This is a genomic window from Variovorax sp. Varisp53, from assembly GCF_059491555.1.
Window position 1 is genome coordinate 2,782,464 of the sequence record NZ_CP168512.1, and the last position, 15,120, is coordinate 2,797,583.

The 15,120-nt window shown below is 68.2% G+C and carries 15 protein-coding genes and 2 tRNA genes; 3 read left to right on the forward strand and 14 right to left on the reverse strand.

What is annotated here, in order from left to right; genetic code table 11:
• Positions 1–7: 7 nt before the first annotated feature.
• Positions 8–994 carry a helix-turn-helix transcriptional regulator gene (locus ACEOAB_RS12995; protein WP_413751106.1) on the reverse strand — a complete coding sequence of 329 codons (987 nt, stop codon included), beginning with the start codon at positions 992–994 and terminating at the stop codon, positions 8–10.
• Between the two features lie 87 nt (positions 995–1,081).
• Here ACEOAB_RS12995 and ACEOAB_RS13000 point away from each other — a divergent pair, with 87 nt between their 5' ends.
• Entirely contained in the window at positions 1,082–1,486 is a 405-nt protein-coding gene (locus tag ACEOAB_RS13000) for a GFA family protein (RefSeq protein WP_056599124.1), read from the forward strand.
• Positions 1,487–1,514: 28 nt separating this feature from the next.
• Here ACEOAB_RS13000 and ACEOAB_RS13005 read toward each other — a convergent pair whose 3' ends face one another.
• From ACEOAB_RS13005 to ACEOAB_RS13045, 9 genes are all read right to left on the reverse strand, one after another.
• Entirely contained in the window at positions 1,515–2,408 is an 894-nt protein-coding gene (locus ACEOAB_RS13005) for a CsgG/HfaB family protein (protein WP_495653768.1), read from the reverse strand.
• 176 nt (positions 2,409–2,584) lie between these two features.
• The gene (locus tag ACEOAB_RS13010) at positions 2,585–2,986 is read right to left on the reverse strand and encodes a GreA/GreB family elongation factor (RefSeq protein ID WP_413751424.1); all 402 of its coding nucleotides are present in this window, start codon (positions 2,984–2,986) and stop codon (positions 2,585–2,587) included.
• 391 nt (positions 2,987–3,377) lie between these two features.
• Positions 3,378–3,453 (reverse strand) — tRNA-Asn (locus ACEOAB_RS13015).
• A gap of 152 nt (positions 3,454–3,605) precedes the next feature.
• Positions 3,606–3,681: transfer RNA gene (locus tag ACEOAB_RS13020), tRNA-Asn, on the reverse strand.
• Positions 3,682–3,731: 50 nt separating this feature from the next.
• Positions 3,732–5,882: a TonB-dependent siderophore receptor gene (locus ACEOAB_RS13025; protein WP_413750861.1), complete on the reverse strand. Its 2,151-nt coding sequence runs from the start codon at positions 5,880–5,882 to the stop codon at positions 3,732–3,734.
• Between the two features lie 5 nt (positions 5,883–5,887).
• On the reverse strand, positions 5,888–6,823 hold the full coding sequence (gene thiE / locus ACEOAB_RS13030; RefSeq protein WP_495653769.1) for a thiamine phosphate synthase: 936 nt from the start codon (positions 6,821–6,823) through the stop codon (positions 5,888–5,890).
• Positions 6,820–7,629 carry a thiazole synthase gene (locus tag ACEOAB_RS13035; RefSeq protein ID WP_413750859.1) on the reverse strand — a complete coding sequence of 270 codons (810 nt, stop codon included), beginning with the start codon at positions 7,627–7,629 and terminating at the stop codon, positions 6,820–6,822. The genes thiE and ACEOAB_RS13035 overlap by 4 nt, the downstream gene beginning before the upstream one ends.
• A 21-nt stretch (positions 7,630–7,650) precedes the next feature.
• Positions 7,651–7,854 (reverse strand): sulfur carrier protein ThiS, encoded by a 204-nt coding sequence (gene thiS / locus ACEOAB_RS13040; protein ID WP_413750858.1) that lies wholly within the window; start codon positions 7,852–7,854, stop codon positions 7,651–7,653.
• Positions 7,851–8,942, reverse strand: a complete 1,092-nt coding sequence (locus tag ACEOAB_RS13045) for an FAD-dependent oxidoreductase (RefSeq protein WP_413750857.1) — start codon at positions 8,940–8,942, stop codon at positions 7,851–7,853. Before ACEOAB_RS13045 ends, thiS begins: the two co-directional genes overlap by 4 nt.
• 140 nt (positions 8,943–9,082) lie before the next feature.
• Here ACEOAB_RS13045 and thiD point away from each other — a divergent pair, with 140 nt between their 5' ends.
• Positions 9,083–9,931, forward strand: a complete 849-nt coding sequence (gene thiD / locus ACEOAB_RS13050; RefSeq protein ID WP_413749807.1) for a bifunctional hydroxymethylpyrimidine kinase/phosphomethylpyrimidine kinase — start codon at positions 9,083–9,085, stop codon at positions 9,929–9,931.
• On the opposite strand, the gene ACEOAB_RS13055 is transcribed toward thiD, so the two are convergent.
• Positions 9,876–11,213 carry a purine-cytosine permease family protein gene (locus ACEOAB_RS13055; protein WP_413749806.1) on the reverse strand — a complete coding sequence of 446 codons (1,338 nt, stop codon included), beginning with the start codon at positions 11,211–11,213 and terminating at the stop codon, positions 9,876–9,878. The genes thiD and ACEOAB_RS13055 overlap by 56 nt on opposite strands.
• A 365-nt stretch (positions 11,214–11,578) precedes the next feature.
• The gene (locus ACEOAB_RS13060) at positions 11,579–12,322 is read right to left on the reverse strand and encodes a TetR/AcrR family transcriptional regulator C-terminal domain-containing protein (RefSeq protein ID WP_413749805.1); all 744 of its coding nucleotides are present in this window, start codon (positions 12,320–12,322) and stop codon (positions 11,579–11,581) included.
• Between the two features lie 112 nt (positions 12,323–12,434).
• On the opposite strand from ACEOAB_RS13060, the gene ACEOAB_RS13065 reads away from it, so the two are divergent.
• Entirely contained in the window at positions 12,435–13,742 is a 1,308-nt protein-coding gene (locus tag ACEOAB_RS13065) for an aspartate aminotransferase family protein (RefSeq protein ID WP_413749804.1), read from the forward strand.
• Here ACEOAB_RS13065 and ACEOAB_RS13070 read toward each other — a convergent pair.
• A complete protein-coding gene (locus tag ACEOAB_RS13070) occupies positions 13,739–14,818 on the reverse strand; it encodes an NAD(P)/FAD-dependent oxidoreductase (protein ID WP_413749803.1) in 1,080 nt (359 codons plus the stop codon). The two genes, ACEOAB_RS13065 and ACEOAB_RS13070, sit on opposite strands and share 4 nt — an antisense overlap.
• Positions 14,776–15,105, reverse strand: coding sequence for a ferredoxin FdxA (gene fdxA / locus ACEOAB_RS13075; protein ID WP_056599092.1), 330 nt, complete (start codon positions 15,103–15,105; stop codon positions 14,776–14,778). The genes ACEOAB_RS13070 and fdxA overlap by 43 nt, the downstream gene beginning before the upstream one ends.
• Between the last annotated feature and the right edge of the window lie 15 nt (positions 15,106–15,120).

A 15,120-nucleotide genomic window follows, 5' to 3' on the forward strand; every position in this document is an offset into this window, starting at 1 on the left:
GCCCGACCTATCTACGCGGGAGACGGGCTGCTGCTCCCGGTGGCTTGCGCGCCGCCTTGCCGAGCCGCGCTGCCACCAGCGCCAGGTGATCGATCAGTTCCTTCGGCGATTCGACCTCGAAATCGTGAGGCAGGCAGCCGAGCCAGACGGCCAGCGCGTCGAGCGAGTTGGCGCCGGTGGCGATGCGCGTCGACCCCTCGTCGATGGCCTGCGGCTTGCCGTTGACCCAGCCGAGGTAGGGTTCGAGCGCTTTGGCGGGCGCATGCACCACGACCTGCGCGTGGTGCAGGTAGGGCGAGACCTGCAGCGCATGCTCCATGTAGGCCGCGACGTCGCCGTGGGGCAGCCGGCGCGGCGTGAAGCGCGCACCGGTGGGTGCGGGCTCGACGATGCGGTCGAGGCGGAAAGTGCGCCAGTCCCCGCGCACCGTGTCCCAGGCCAGCAGGTACCAGCGCTGCCCCATCTGCACCACGCGGTGCGGCTCCACCGTGCGTTCGGTGGTGGTGTCGTGGTGGTCGCTGTAGCCGAAGCGCAGTTGGAGCCGGTCGGTGCAGGCCTCGGCAAGAAAAGACACGGCCTTCAGGCGCACGGGCGACTTGCTGCGCATCACCGGCACCACCGACACGCGTACGCTGTCGAGCCGGCGGCGCAGGCGCGGTGGCATCAGCTGTTCGAGCTTGGCCAGGGCGCGCATCGAGGCGTCTTCGATGTCTTCCGAGGCTCCGGCCGGGTTGCCCAGGCCGAGCGCGACGGCGATAGCCTCCTCGTCCTCCAGCAGCAGTGGGGGCAGGGCGGTTCCCGCGCCAAGCCGGTAGCCGCCCGCAACGCCCGAGGTGGAATCGACCGTGTAGCCGAGGCTGCGCAGGCGATCCACATCGCGGCGCAGGGTGCGCCCGGTGATGTCGAGGCGGGCGGCGAGGTCGGCACCCGTCCAGGAACGTTGCGCCTGGAACAATGAAAGAAGCCGGATCAGGCGTGCGGAGGCGGAAAGCATGGGCGCATGATGCCTGCGATCGAGGACGGAAAGTGTCCGCAATGGGGCGTAGCCTTGGCTTTCCTCTCACCACCGGGACACAGACCCATGAAGAAGACATACAACGGCAGCTGCCATTGCGGCAAGGTTCGCTTCCAGGCCCTGATCGATCTCGCCGAGGGCACGGGCAAATGCAATTGCTCGATCTGTACCAAGGCCCGCGAATGGGGCGCGATCGTGAAGCCGGAGGCCTTCACGCTGCTGTCGGGCGAGGAAGACCTGTCGCTGTACCAGTTCAATACGCACAGCACTGAGCACCTGTTCTGCAGGCATTGCGGCATCCGGCCGTTCGGGCGCGGCAACGTGCCCGAGATCGGCGGTGCCTATGTCAGCGTGAGCGTGAACTGCCTGGACGACGCCACGCTGGAAGAGCTGTCGACGGCGCCCGTCAAGTACATGGACGGCCGCAACAACAACTGGTTCGAGCCGCCGGCCGAGACGCGCTACCTCTGAGCGAGGTGGGCGGGCCGGCGATGCGCACCTATTTGCGGCGGCGTGCCGGTGCCTGCTCCGCCGGCACATAGGTCTGCGACGGCGCAGCACCGCCGTCCACGCCCAGCCGGCCGCCGCCGCCGAGGCCCTGGCCGCGCACCGTCTGCGCCTTGTAGCTGCGCAGCGAACGCACCATCTGATTGAACGCATCCATGAAGGCAGCGGCAATCACCTTGCCCTGCGGCGTGCGCGTGTAGCCGCCCACGCCGCCGGCGGCGGAAAGCCCGCCCAGCCCGGCAAAGCCCGCGAAGTCGGTCTTGGAGGCACTGCCTTCGGCGGCCGCGACCTGCACGCCCGAGCGGTTGTCGATCAGTGTCAGCAGGGCGCTGGCTTCCTTGGTCTGCATGCTCGCGCCGAGCTGGGCGATGGCGCGGCCACGGCCGCCACCCACCAGGCCGCCCAGCGTCCCGCCGATGCCGCCGGCATCGTTGTTGCTGAACACGATCTCGGGCGACAGGCCGTAGTCGGACGCCACCATCTGCCCGCGGCCGAAGTTGCTGCCGCCGCGCATTTCGCCCGACTGCATCAGCGCGCGCTCGCGCGTCATCGCGTTCATGCCGGCCGCGCCGCGCTCGACCACGATGAAGCAGTTCGATTGCTGCACCAGCAGGCGCAGCAGGTTGGCCGTGGGCGGCAGCTTGTATTCGCCGGTCAGGATGGTGTACCAGCCTGCATTCACGTTCTCGATCATTGACACCGTGCCGAGCGGTGAATCGCAGCGCTCGAGCTGGCTGCTTTCGCCGGAGGTGGCGCTGCCTGCGGCGCTGCCGGTGGCCATGGTCTTGGCCGACTGGCTGCCCATCTGCATGTCCATGGTCTGGCAACCTGAAAGGGCCAGCAGGCCGGTGAGTGCGCTTGCGAGAGAGAGTTTGGAAAAAGCCATGTTCGATCTGTCGAGTGAGAAGAAGGATGCTGCGCCCGTGGCAGGCGTCACTCGTCAAGACCGAAGTTGGAATTGCCATGGCCTGTACGGCCTCCCGATTCGACGCGCCGCCGGCGGCCGCGCGACGATACGACCCCGGCACTACGGCGCGCCAGTGCCGAAAGTCATGAGTGACCTCAGCGCGTGTAGTCGCCGCTGGCCTCCGGCTGGAACAGCACCGCGACCACGTGCGCGGCGCCTTCCGTGCCATTGGGCATGTGCCAGCGGGCGAGCGTGCCCGTCTTCATGCCCAGCAGGCCGATGCCGACGGGCGACAGCACCGAGACGAAGCCCGCGCCCGGCTGCGCGTCTCCGGGGTAGCAGAGGGTGATCTTCTGGCGCTGCCGCGTGACGGGGTCTTCGACCTCCACCTGGGAGTTCATCGTCACGATGTCCTCAGGGACCTCGCGCGAGGGCAGCACGTCCGCCACATCGAGGAGTTCGGCGAGCACGGGCGGAAGCTGGTGGCCCGTCAGTTTGCCGAGGCGGACAAAGTCGAGTTCGGTGAGCGTGCGCTCCCCGTGAATGGTTTCAAGCATGAAGCACTCCAGTTGATTGCGGCGCCGTTCTGGATGGAAGAACGAACGGCGTCGCTGCCGCGCGGCGGGTGCCCGGCGGTCAATGGTTCGCGCATCAGGAAGGAGGGTAGCGGACCGCCGGGCTCAGGAAAGTGCGCGGGTGCGTCGCAAGACTGCCGTGGTCGCCGCAAGGGCAGCACTCGCGCGGCGGCCAGCCGCTGCCTGGGGCAGGGCTGCGCGTGCAGGGTGTTTGCGGAACACGGACGAGGGGACCATGCGCCCGAGTGTAGGACGTGCCGCGAGGCCCTCGAGCAATGGCCTCACGTGCCTTGCCGTTAAGCGCGTGCCGGGCAAAGAAAAAGCCCGCTGTCCAAAAAGACAGCGGGCTTTCCAGAGGCCTTGCGGCTTGTGGTGGCTCCTCGACCTGGGCTCGAACCAGGGACCTACGGATTAACAGTCCGGCGCTCTACCGACTGAGCTATCGAGGAACAAGCCTTAAATTATATGCAATGGATTTGCCGATCTCGCCGGCTATCCCCGATTTTTTGCGTGACGCCGAGCACCCGGCGCGACAGTGCAAATGAAAATGCCCCGCTACCTTGTGAGTAGCGGGGCATTCAGAGGCCTTGCGGCTTTGTAGTGGCTCCTCGACCTGGGCTCGAACCAGGGACCTACGGATTAACAGTCCGGCGCTCTACCGACTGAGCTATCGAGGAACAAGCCTTAGATTATAGCGTGTTTTTTGATGCCGCCATCCGTGCTCGCGTCAAAGCGCAACACTCAGCCCCAGGCGCAGCGTGCGCGGCGCACCCGGGAACAGATAGACATGGCTGAACTGATAGGGCGATTCCTTCCAGTAGCGGCGGTCGAACAGGTTGTCGACGGCCAGCGTCCAGCTCGTGTTCACGCCCCGTACCTTGGTGTCGTAGCGCAGCACCGCATCGACGCGCGTCCACGAAGGCAGCGTGACCGAGCCGTCGGGCAACACGTTGCGGCGGCCTTCGTACGAAAGCTGCCCCGCGACTTCGAGACCCGGCACCGAGGCGACGCGGTACGCGGCCTGCGCCCGCAGCACCTCCTTGGGCACGTTGGTCGGCGACTCTCCATTGAGCGCCGGATTCGCGATGCTCCCGCGCCGCTTGGCATCGATCACCGCGATGCTGCCGCCGATGCGCCATGGCCCCTCGCTCCATTGCGCGCCGGCCTCCAGGCCACGATGCACCGCGCGCCCGTCGTTGCGCACTTCGCAGTAGGCGCCGCACAGGTCGAGGTTGGTCATCGGCCGCGAGATGTCGAACCACGCGACCTGCCAGCCGAATGCTTCGCTGCCGCCCTTCAGGCCCAGCTCCCATTGGCGCGAGGTCAACGCGGGCAGCGCCTGCCCCGCATTGCTGTACTGCGAGATCCTGTTCGGCACGACCTGCGATTCGACGCCCTTGCCCCAGCTCGCATAGGCCAGCAGCCCCGGCTGGATGGCGTAGCTCGCCGCGATCCACGGCGTGGTCACGTCCTGCTTGTAGCCGGTCGGGCTCGAGCCATCGTTGCCGATGCTGCTGCGATCGAGCCGCGTGTGGCGCACGCCGAGCCAGGTGGTGAAGCGGTCGTTCCAGCGTATCGCGTCCTGCACCGACAGCTCGGTCGAGCGTTCGTCGCGGTTGGTCTGCGGCGTGGTGGCATCGGGGCTCGGCGGCACGATGGCCGTGCCCCAGATGTTGCCGGTGCCCGCGTAGTTGTAGGCCTGGTTGTCGAAGCGATTGCGCACGCGGCTTTGCAGCAGCCCGAAGCCGAGCTCATGCCGCACGCTGCCCGTCATCACGTTGCCCTTGAGATTGAGGCTGCCCGCAGTCTGCGTGCGGCGCTCGTTCTCACTGCGGAAGTCGTAGAAGTCGAAGGTGCCGTCGGAGCAGTAGCGGTCGAAGTTGCCTTCGGCGCCGCAGCCGAAGGCATAGGCCAGCCGGTCGTCGCTCTTCAGGCGCTGCTGGCCGATCTGCGCGCTCCAGCGCCAGTCGGCGTTCAACGCCTGGCTAAAGCGCACCGTGCCCGTCAGCGCCTTGAACACCGAGGGCTGCGACCACGGCTGGTTGTTGAGGTTGATGCGCGGATCGACCGGCGCAGGCAGCACGCTGCCCAGCAGGCTGTAGCCGTTCTGGCTCGGCTGCGTCTTGCGGCTTTGCTCGACCTCGAACTCCAGCACCGAGTCGCGCGTGATGCGCCAATCGGCCGCGAGAGAGAACAGGTTGCGGTTGCCGTCGAGGTTGTGCGTGAGCGGCTTGAGGTTTTCGCTCGCCACGTTGATCCGGTAGCCGAACTGGCGGTCCGCGCCGAAGCGCCCGCCAAGGTCGATGGCGCCGAGCGTGCTGCCGCGGCTCGTGGTCTCGATGCGCACCGTGCGCAGGTCCTGTTCGGTGGGCCGCTTCACCACGTAGTTGACCAGCCCGCCCGGCGCGCTGGTGCCGGCCTGGATGCCGCTGGTGCCGCGCAGGATCTCGACGCGCTCCTTGTTGTCGAGCGGGATCGATGTCTCCGCGCTGATCGGCAGGCTTTCGCGCCGGTAGTTGAAGCGGTTGTCGAGCACGAAGCCGCGCACCGTCAGGTAGTCCCAGTAGCCCGCGGAGTTGTAGGCGTCGGTGACCGAGGCATCGAATTGCGTGAGGTCGGCGAGCCGGCGCGCGCCGCTGTCGCGCAACTGCTTGCCGTCGATCACCGTGGCCGAGAGCGGCAGTTCACGCAGTGGCACGTCGCCGAAGCTGCTGATGTCGGCTTGCGGTGCTGCGGCGCCTTCGGTGACTGTGACTTCGCGCAATGTGCTCTGTTGCGCATGCACGCCGAAGGCAGTGGTGAAAAGAACGACGGCCAGTGCGCGCGAAACGGGCGAGAGCGGCCAGGCGGGGGAGGGAGAGAGCTTGGATTGGTTCATTCTGTTCAGTTGCCCACTGTGGCGCCTATGGCCGCCATCCATTGCGCGGCCGTGGCCTCGGGGTCTTCGGCCGCGACCAGCGCGCGCACCACGGCGACGGAGCCGACGCCGGTGGCGAGCACTTCGGGCAGCCGCACGGCGTCGATGCCGCCGATGCCGACCTGCGGATAGCCGCGCAGCAGCCGTGCATAGGCGCCGAGCCGGGCCACGCCCTGCGGTGCGGTCGCCATCTTCTTGAGCGTGGTTGGGTACACCGCGCCCATGGCGATGTAGCTCGGGCTCACCTTGTCGGCGCGGACCATCTCGGCGTAGCCATGCGTGCTGACGCCCAGGCGAAGACCCGAGGCGCGCAGTTGCGCCAGCTCGTCGGGTGAGAGTGCGTCGAGGTCTTCCTGGCCGAGGTGGATGCCGTAGGCACCGGCCGCGATGGCGACCTGCCAGTGGTCGTTGATGAAGAGCAGGGCGCCGGTACCTTGCACCGCTTCGACGGCCGCCTGCACTTCGCGTTCGACAGCCGCCGCGTCATCGGACTTGAAGCGCAGCTGCACCGTCGGTACGCCAGCGCGCGCCATGCGGCCGACCCATTGCGCGTCGGGCAGCACGGCGTACAGGCCGAGCCGTTCGGGGCAGGCCGGGAACGCATCGTCGCGCGCAGCGGGAGGAAACGGCCGCATGCCGAAATCTTCGGGTGCGGCGGGCCACAGCACGGCGTCGAAGCTGTCCAGGCGCTTTGTCTGTGCGCGCCATGCATGGGCCAGGCATTCGGCATCGATCTCGATGAAGCCGAGAGCGGTGCAGGCCTGCTTGGCGCCGCGGTAGACGGGGTCGTCTGAGGAGAAGCTGGGCGCGGTCACGGGCGCGGAGGTGATGGCGCCAAAGCGCAGCCCGTGGGCCGCGACGACGGCGTGCGCAATGGCGCGGGCGTCGGTCGCGGCGGTCATGGTGCGTGATGCCAGAAGGGCGTGCCGAGCACGGGCGTGCTGGGCTGCGCAGCGTCTTGCGCGGCCATGGCGCCGGCGCGGTATGCGGTGCGGCCGGCCTGCACCGCGTCGGCGAAAGCAGCGGCCATCGCGACCGGGTCCTGCGCCAGCGCAACGGCGGTGTTGAGCAGCACGCCGTCGTACCCCCACTCCATCACCTGGCAGGCATGCGATGGCAGCCCGAGGCCCGCGTCGACGAGCATCGGCACCTTCAGGCGGTCGCGCAGCACCTGCAGCGCGTAGGGGTTGATCGGCCCGCGGCCGGTGCCGATGGGCGCAGCCCAGGGCATCACGGCCTGGCAACCGACGTCGACCAGCCGCTGGCACAGCACGAGGTCTTCGGTGCAGTAGGGCAGCACCTTGAAGCCATCGCGGATCAGCTGCGAAGCGGCATCGACGAGGTTCAAAGTGTCGGGCTGCAGCGTGTAGTCGTCGCCGATCAGTTCGAGCTTGATCCACGGCGTGTCGAACAACTCGCGCGCCATCTGCGCGGTGGCAATCACCTCCTGCACGCTGTGGCAGCCGGCGGTGTTGGGCAGCACCGGCACCGCGAGCTTGCGCAGCAGCTCCCAGAAGCCGTTGCCGAGCTCGCTGTTGCCCGAGCCCCGGCTGGCGGTCTGGCGGCGCAGCGAGGCGGTCAGCATCGCGGGCCTTGCGCGTTTCACCGCGGCTTCGAGCAGGTCGGGCGAGGGGTAGCGCGCGGTGCCCAGCAGCAGGCGGCTCTGGAAGGTCTCGCCGTAGAGCACCAAGGGGTCGTTCGTGGTCATGTTCTTTGTCTCCATCATCATTCAGCCGCCGGTCACGGGGCGGATCACTTCGATGCGGTCGTCGGGTTGAAGCGTGCGCGCGGCGTATGCCGAGCGCGGCACGAACTCGCGGTTCACGGCCACCGCGAAAGGCGGCGTGGCGTTCAATGCCGCCAGAGCGTCGGTCAGACTGGCGTGGTCTGGCAGCGTGAAGAGCTTGTCGTTGATCAGGATGTTCATCGTCATGTGTCGGAGGTCTCCATGCCGAAGCTCCTTGCGAGGGCCGAGTGGCCATGCGCAAGAAGTTCCATCGCGGCGTCGAGCAGCGCGGGCGCGATCATGAAACCGTGGCGGTACAGGCCGTTGATCTGCAGCACGCGCGGCTGCGGCTGGCGAATGGCGGGCAGGTTGTCGGGCAGTGTGGGGCGGCACTGCGTGGCGATCTCGACGATGCGCGCTTCGGCGAAGCCGCTGTGCACGGCATAGGCAGCGCTCAGCAGTTCGAGCGTGGAGCGAACGCTGGCGGGCGACATGTCGTCCGATTCGATCTCGGTCGCGCCGATCACGAACAGCTTGCCGGGCTTGGGTGCGATGTAGAGCGGGTAGCGCGGATGCACGAGGCGGGTGGGGCGCTTCAGGCTCACCTCGGGCGCGTGCACGCGGATCACCTCGCCACGCACGCCGCGCAGCGCGTTCCATTGCGGCTTGGCGCCGAGGCCGCGGCAGTCGATCACCCAGTCGGGCTGGCCCGTCGCACCGGGCGAAAAGTCCGAGGGCGCGCGCGGCGATTGCCAGTGCAGCGTGACGCGCGGGCTGGCCTGCAGCGTGGCGAGCAGCGAAGTCAGCAACGCGCGGTTGTCGAGCTGGCCTTCGCCCGGCAGGAACAGGCCCTGCGCGAAACGTTGGCCCAGCGAAGGCTCGAGCGCGGCGATTGCTTGCGCGTCGAGCGTCTGCATCGGCGCAAGTTCAGGTACCTGCGTGACGGTGTTCGCAAGCACGCGCGCAAGCCGTGCGGCTTCGGCGGCGTCCTGCCGGTGCCAGAGCACCAGCGTGCCTTCGCGCTGGAAGAACACGGGCTGAGCGAGCGAGGCGAGCAGTTCGGGCCAGCGCGACAGCGCATGCTGCCCCATGCGCACGACCGACACCGGTGCCACGGCCGATTCGGCCAACGGGGCGAGCATCGCCGCAGCCACGCGCGCGGCGGCGCCTTCGGCATCGGGACTGCCGGCTTCGAACAGATCGACCTTGCAGCCGGCCTGCGCGAGCGTCACCGCCAGCAGCCGACCCATGAGGCCTGCGCCGAGGATGGCAGCCGATTGAAAAGGAAGGCTCATGGTCTTGCTCCTTCCCCCTCTGGGGGAAGGCTGGGATGGGGGCGGGCAGAGCGCCCAATGGATGCGCCGCGTGCCCCCACCCCCACCCTCCCCCGGAAGGGGAGGGAGAAATGCATGCCCGGTCGCCGATAATTTTCGGCATGACCCCAGCACCCACCCAGCGCTACGCACGCGTGCTCTCCATCGCCGGCTCCGACAGCGGCGGCGGCGCCGGCATCCAGGCCGACCTCAAGACCTTCGCGGCGCTCGGCTGCTATGGCATGACGGCCATCACCGCGCTCACCGCGCAGAACACGCTCGGCGTCTCGGGCATCCACGGCGTGCCGCCCGATTTCCTCAAGGCGCAGATACAGGCGGTGGTGGAAGACATCGGCGTCGATGCCGTCAAGCTCGGCATGCTTCACGCGCCCGAGGTGATCGAGGTGGTGGCCTGGGCCATCGACCGCTATCAGTTGAAGAACGTGGTGCTCGACCCCGTGATGGTCGCCACCAGCGGCGACCGCCTGATCGCGGCCGAGACGGTGCAGGTGCTGGTGCGCGAACTGTTCCCGCGCGCCGTGGTCGTCACGCCCAACCTTGATGAAGCCGCCTTGCTGATCGGCCATGCCATCGATGGCGTCGATGCCCTCGACGGCGCCGCCGACGAACTGCTCGCGCTCGGTGCAAAGGCCGTGCTGCTCAAGGGCGGCCATTTGCCGGGCGACGACGTGGTCGACGTGCTGCTGCAATCCGGCGGCGAACGCAAGCGGCTGGCTTCCAGGCGCATTGCCAGCCGCAATCTGCATGGCACGGGGTGCACGCTGTCTTCGGCCATTGCCGCGCATCTGGCATTGGGCGCGGCGCTGCCCGAGGCGGTCGAACAGGCGCGCGACTACATCCTCGGCGCGATGGCCGCTGGTGCGAACGTGCAGGTCGGCGCGGGTCATGGCCCCCTCAACCACGGCTTTGCGCCAGTGCCGACGCACCGTTTGCCGGTGAAGGCCGGCTGAGCCGCGCGAGAACAAAAGTCACCGCCAGCGTGGGCAGCGCAGAGCCGAACTGCGGCGCCCACCTGGCCAGCGCGTGGTACGCCGCAATGCCCGCGATCCAGATCAGCGCCGCGCCGAAATCGATCTGCCGCGTGCCGGCCGGCGACACCGACTGGCCGCCGCCCAGCCGCCCGATGATCACGCCGTAGAGCGGCACGAACACCGAGCTCAACAGCAGCAGGAAGGGCTCCAGCGTGTGCATCGGCAGCACCAGCGCCAGTGCGATGCACAGGGCAGCCAGCAGCAGGCCCCAGCGCTTCACGCTCCAGCGCGGCAGCAGGCTGTGCGTGGAGACCGAGCCCGAATAGACATCGCCATACGCGTTGTCGAGTTCGTCGATCAGGATCAGCCCCAGCGCCATCAGCCCGCCCTGTGCCAGCAGCAACGCGGTGACCAGGCCCGTGCCGGGCTCGGCCACGCTCACCACCATCACGCCCAGTGCGTAGCACCAGATGTTGGCGAGCGCATAGCCGATCCAGGTGCCGCTGAAGGCGCTGCCCAGGCCGCCCTTACCGGTCGCACTGCGCCGGCCGTGCCGCGCGTAGTCGGCCACCAGCGGCAGCCACGAGACCGGCATCGCGATCACCAGATCGAGCGCGCCGAACATGCCCATCGTGCCGTCACCCGGGCGTGCCCAGAAGGCGTCCAGGCCCTTGGCCTGCAGCCGCGTCGCGAATTGCCAGGTGAGCCAGATCAGCGACAGCACCACCAGCGGCAGGCCGAAGCGGCTCACGAAGCGCCGCACCAGCTTGACCATCGAGCCTGCGAGCAGCGCCAGCAGCACCGCGCCCCACAGCAGCGTGGTCAGCACGCCGCCCCAGGCGGTGCCGAGCGAAGGGCCGACCACCGACTGGCCGATGGCCTGCGTGCCTTCCCGCATGATGACGAGTTCGAAAGTGGTCCAGCCCACCAGCTGCACGATGTTGAGCAGCACCGGCAGCCGCGCGAAGGCGCTGCCGTAGGTGGCGTGCATCAGGCCGGCGCTGGCGAGGCCGCTCTCGCAGCCCAGCCGCGCGGTCCAGGCCAGCAGGCCGGCGCCGATGCAGGAGCCGAGCACGATGGCAATGGCCGCGTCGCGCGTGCCCACGGCCGGCACCAGGTAGGCGCCGATCTGCATCACCAGCAGGCCCACGCCGAGGCTGAACCAGAGCGAGGCGTGGTCGTGCCAGCCGAACACGCGCTGCGAGGCGGGCAGCGGCGTCAGCGCCTCATTGGCGCCGGTAGCGGTGTCATCATTTGCCATCCATTTGCTCCAGTGCAAAAGGTTTGGCAGGTGGGCGGGGCCCGAGCGGCGCAGCCGTCACGCGAGAGAACGTGAGAGGCCACCGGACCAGCTTCCCTGCGCGAGGATTGCCTCGAGCCCGCGTCGTTGGAAACGATGCGGGCCCCCGGTGAAACCACCGGACAGGTTCAAAGGGACTTTCTCAGCCGGACGGCAAGCCGCTCAGCACCCCTAGCAATTGCACCGTGGCGAACCGCGGCGCAGGGCGGAGTTTATCCGCTGCGGGGAAGCCCGCGACGACGGGCGTGCCATTCCAGGGGGTAAACCCGCAGAAGCACCGGCCGCAGGCCACCACCATCGGCGAGGCGCTGTACGAACCGCGGGTCCTATGCGGCCTCGACTCGGCGCGCGAAGGCCTCGAGCCCGTCGATGGTGATCTGGATGTGCCGCTCGAAGCTGCCGTCGAGCGGCACCGTCGTGCCGTTGTCCCATCGCACGATGAACGCCTTGTTGGCCAGCAGCGGCAGGTTGCGCGTGAGCACCGGATGGTCGAGCGGGCGGATCGTGTGCACGCGCTCGCGCAGCTCCTCGGCCCAGGCCTGGGTGTTGTCGGCGGGCAGGGGCGAGAACTCCATCGTCAGGAAGCCCAGCATCGCGGCGACCACGCAGTTGTAGGCCTCGAGCAGCTGCTCGCCCTCGAAGCCGGCCTCGGACAGCGCGGCCAGCACGCCTTCGACCAGCTCCATCGGCAGGCTGCCGTTCGACACCAGCTGCGCTCCCAGCAGCTGCGCCACGTTCGGATGGCGCCGCACGGCGGCACGGCAGCGCCGGAAGAGTTCGGCGAGCCAGTCCTTCCAGATGAGCCTGCCGGGCGGCGGCGCGACCTCGGCCATGACGAGGGCGGCCACTCCGGCCAGCAGCGCCTCGCGCGTGCTCACGTGCCAGTGCACCGTGGCGGGATAGACGTCGAGCCGCGCTGCCACCTCGCGCATGCTGAAGGCCCCGAGGCCGAATTCGTCGATCTGCGCGAGCGCCTCTTCGGCGATGCGCTGCTTCGTCAGGCCTGCGCCGCCGGAGGGGCGGCCGGCGGTGCGCGGCTTCGGGGGCTTGGGGAGCGGGTTCTTCGTCATGGTTGCAGCCATTGTGCGGCAGCCGGCTTGACTGTATAAACAAAATAAATTGAGCATCGATCAATAAATCGCGCTGCATGCGAAGAGCGCGTCATCCCGAAAGGACATCGCCATGGCCCATGCCGACATCGACCAGGCCCTTGCAGCCGCGCACCGGCGCTTCACCGAAGACAACCCGGCGAGCCTGCGCCAGTTCGAGGAACAGGCGCGCTACATGCCCGGCGCCAACAGCCGCTCGGTGCTGTTCTACGCGCCGTTTCCGCTGACCATCGCCAAGGGCGAGGGCGCCGCGCTGTGGGACGTCGATGGCCACCGCTACGCCGACTTCATCGCCGAGTACACGGCCGGCGTCTACGGCCACTCGGCGCCCGAGATCCGCGAGGCCGTCGCCGAGGCGATGAAGGGCGGTATCAACCTCACGGGCCACAACCTGCTCGAAGGCCGGCTCGCAAGGCTCATCTGCGAGCGCTTTCCGCAGATCGAGCAGCTGCGCTTCACCAACTCGGGCACCGAGGCGAACCTGATGGCGCTGACGGCGGCGCTGCATTTCACCGGACGCCGCAAGATCGTGGTGTTCTCGGGTGGCTACCACGGCGGCGTGCTGGGCTTCGGTGCCAAGCCATTGCCAACGACCGTGCCCTTCGATTTCCTGGTGCTGCCCTACAACGACACGCAGACCGCACGGGAGCAGATCGAGAAACACGGCCCCGAGATCGCCGCCATCCTCCTGGAGCCGATGCAGGGCGCGAGCGGTTGCATTCCGGGTCGCCTGGAGTTTCTGCAGGCGCTGCGCGAATCGGCCACGCGCGTCGGCGCGCTGCTGATATTCGACGAGGTGATGACTTCGCGCCTGGCACCGCACGGCCTGGCGAACAAGCTGGGCATTCGCTCGGACCTGACCACGCTGGGCAAGTACATCGGCGGCGGCATGTCCTTCGGCGCCTTCGGTGGCCGTGCCGACGTGATGGCGCTGTTCGACCCGCGCACCGGCCCGCTGGCCCATTCGGGCACCTTCAACAACAACGTGCTGACGATGACGGCCGGCCACGCGGGGCTCACGAAGCTGTTCACGCCGGAGGCGGCAGGCGCGCTGGCCGGGCGGGGCGATGCGATGCGGACACGGCTCAACGCGCTGTGCGCAGGCGAGGGTGTCGCGATGCAGTTCACCGGCATCGGTTCGCTGATGAACGCGCATTTCGTGGGCGGGGAGGTGCGCAGCACGGACGACCTGGCGCCGGTGGATGCCCGCCTGCGGCAGCTGCTGTTCTTTCACCTGCTGAGCGAGGGTATCTATACCTCGCCGCGTGGTTTCGTCGTGCTGTCGCTGCCGTTGACCGATGCGGACATCGACCGCTACGTGGCCGCCATCGGCAGCTTCATCGGCGAGTACCGGGCGCTGCTGCCCAGTGCCAGGAACTAGCGGGAGCTGGCCACGCCCAGCAGCTCGTGCAGGCGGGTGCTGGTGGTCGTGTACTGCAGCGGCACGGCCTTGCCGGGGAACACGATGGCCGTGGCGCCCCAGGCGGCCAGCGTAGCCTCGTGGAAGCCGCAGACGATGAGCTTCTTCTTGCCCGGGTAGGTGTTGATGTCGCCCACCGCGAACACACCGCGTTCGCGGGTCTCGTACTTCTCGGTGTCCACCGGCACCTGCTTGCGCTCCAGCTCCAGCCCCCAGTCGGCGATGGGGCCGAGGCGCGGGGATATGCCGAGGCAGGCGATCAGCGCGTCGAGCGGCAGATCGACGGTCGTTGCATCGGGCGTGGTGATCTGCAGGTGCTTGCCGTCGAACGCGGTAGGCTGGCCGACCTTGAAGGCTAGCTTGCCCTCGGCCACGAGCGTACGCATGGCCGACACGGTGGCTTCCTCGGCCTGGAAGCCGTCGCGCCGGTGCACCAGCGTGACCTGCGTCGCGATGGCCGTGAGCGCGATGGCGGTTTCGAGCGCGATGTCGTCACCGCCGTTGACCACCACGGTCTGGCCGGTAAAACGCTCCAGCGAATCGGGGTGATAGAAAAGCGATGCGCCCTCGAATTGCGCAATGCCCTCGACGGCGATGCGCTTGGGCACGAAGGCGCCGACGCCGGCCGCGATGAACACCGTCTTGGCGAGGAAAGCGGTGCCAGCCGAGGTGGTCAGCAGCAGCCGCTCGTCGGCCTGCCTTTCGAGCGTGGCCACCTGCTCGCCGAAATGGAATTGGGGCTTGAAGGGCGCAATCTGCTCCAGCAGCGATTGCACGAGGCCGCGGCCGCTGGTGACCGGCGTGCCGGGAATGTCGTAGATCGGCTTGTCGCCGTAGAGCGTCACGCACTGGCCGCCCGCGGCGGGCAGCGCATCGACGATGTGGCAGGAGATCTCGAGCAGGCCGAGCTGGAAGGCCTGGAACAGCCCCACGGGGCCGGCGCCGACGATCAGCGCGTCGGTTTCGATCGCAGCGGCGGTGGCGGCCGGCTGGTTCAGCGGACCAGCTCCCCGATCTTGTCCGTCTTGTCCTTCCACTCCTCAGCATCAGGCAGAGCCGGCTTGCGCTTGGTGATGCTCTTCCAGCCGTCGGCCAGGGCCAGCTCGGCGTTGATCTTGATGAAGGCGATCTGGTTGGCCGGCAGGTCTTCCTCGGCGTAGATCGCGTTGACTGGGCACTCGGGGATGCAGACCGCGCAGTCGATGCACTCGTCCGGATCGATCACCAGCATGTTGGGACCTTCGCGGAAGCAGTCGACGGGGCAAACGTCCACGCAGTCGGTGTATTTGCAGCGGATGCAGGCTTCGGAGACGACGTGGGTCATTTGTCTTTTAACGTC

What these genes read in the sequence shown, in the direction of transcription:
- ACEOAB_RS13045 (WP_413750857.1), bottom strand. Translation starts at nt 8,942, where the DNA reads ATGAGCCTTCCTTTTCAATCGGCTGCCATCCTCGGCGCAGGCCTCATG.
- thiS (WP_413750858.1), bottom strand. Translation starts at nt 7,854, where the DNA reads ATGACGATGAACATCCTGATCAACGACAAGCTCTTCACGCTGCCAGAC.
- ACEOAB_RS13000 (WP_056599124.1), top strand. Translation starts at nt 1,082, where the DNA reads ATGAAGAAGACATACAACGGCAGCTGCCATTGCGGCAAGGTTCGCTTC.
- ACEOAB_RS13055 (WP_413749806.1), bottom strand. Translation starts at nt 11,213, where the DNA reads ATGGCAAATGATGACACCGCTACCGGCGCCAATGAGGCGCTGACGCCG.
- ACEOAB_RS13025 (WP_413750861.1), bottom strand. Translation starts at nt 5,882, where the DNA reads ATGAACCAATCCAAGCTCTCTCCCTCCCCCGCCTGGCCGCTCTCGCCC.
- fdxA (WP_056599092.1), bottom strand. Translation starts at nt 15,105, where the DNA reads ATGACCCACGTCGTCTCCGAAGCCTGCATCCGCTGCAAATACACCGAC.
- ACEOAB_RS12995 (WP_413751106.1), bottom strand. Translation starts at nt 994, where the DNA reads ATGCTTTCCGCCTCCGCACGCCTGATCCGGCTTCTTTCATTGTTCCAG.
- thiD (WP_413749807.1), top strand. Translation starts at nt 9,083, where the DNA reads ATGACCCCAGCACCCACCCAGCGCTACGCACGCGTGCTCTCCATCGCC.
- ACEOAB_RS13010 (WP_413751424.1), bottom strand. Translation starts at nt 2,986, where the DNA reads ATGCTTGAAACCATTCACGGGGAGCGCACGCTCACCGAACTCGACTTT.
- ACEOAB_RS13005 (WP_495653768.1), bottom strand. Translation starts at nt 2,408, where the DNA reads ATGGCTTTTTCCAAACTCTCTCTCGCAAGCGCACTCACCGGCCTGCTG.
- ACEOAB_RS13065 (WP_413749804.1), top strand. Translation starts at nt 12,435, where the DNA reads ATGGCCCATGCCGACATCGACCAGGCCCTTGCAGCCGCGCACCGGCGC.
- ACEOAB_RS13060 (WP_413749805.1), bottom strand. Translation starts at nt 12,322, where the DNA reads ATGACGAAGAACCCGCTCCCCAAGCCCCCGAAGCCGCGCACCGCCGGC.
- thiE (WP_495653769.1), bottom strand. Translation starts at nt 6,823, where the DNA reads ATGACCGCCGCGACCGACGCCCGCGCCATTGCGCACGCCGTCGTCGCG.
- ACEOAB_RS13035 (WP_413750859.1), bottom strand. Translation starts at nt 7,629, where the DNA reads ATGACCACGAACGACCCCTTGGTGCTCTACGGCGAGACCTTCCAGAGC.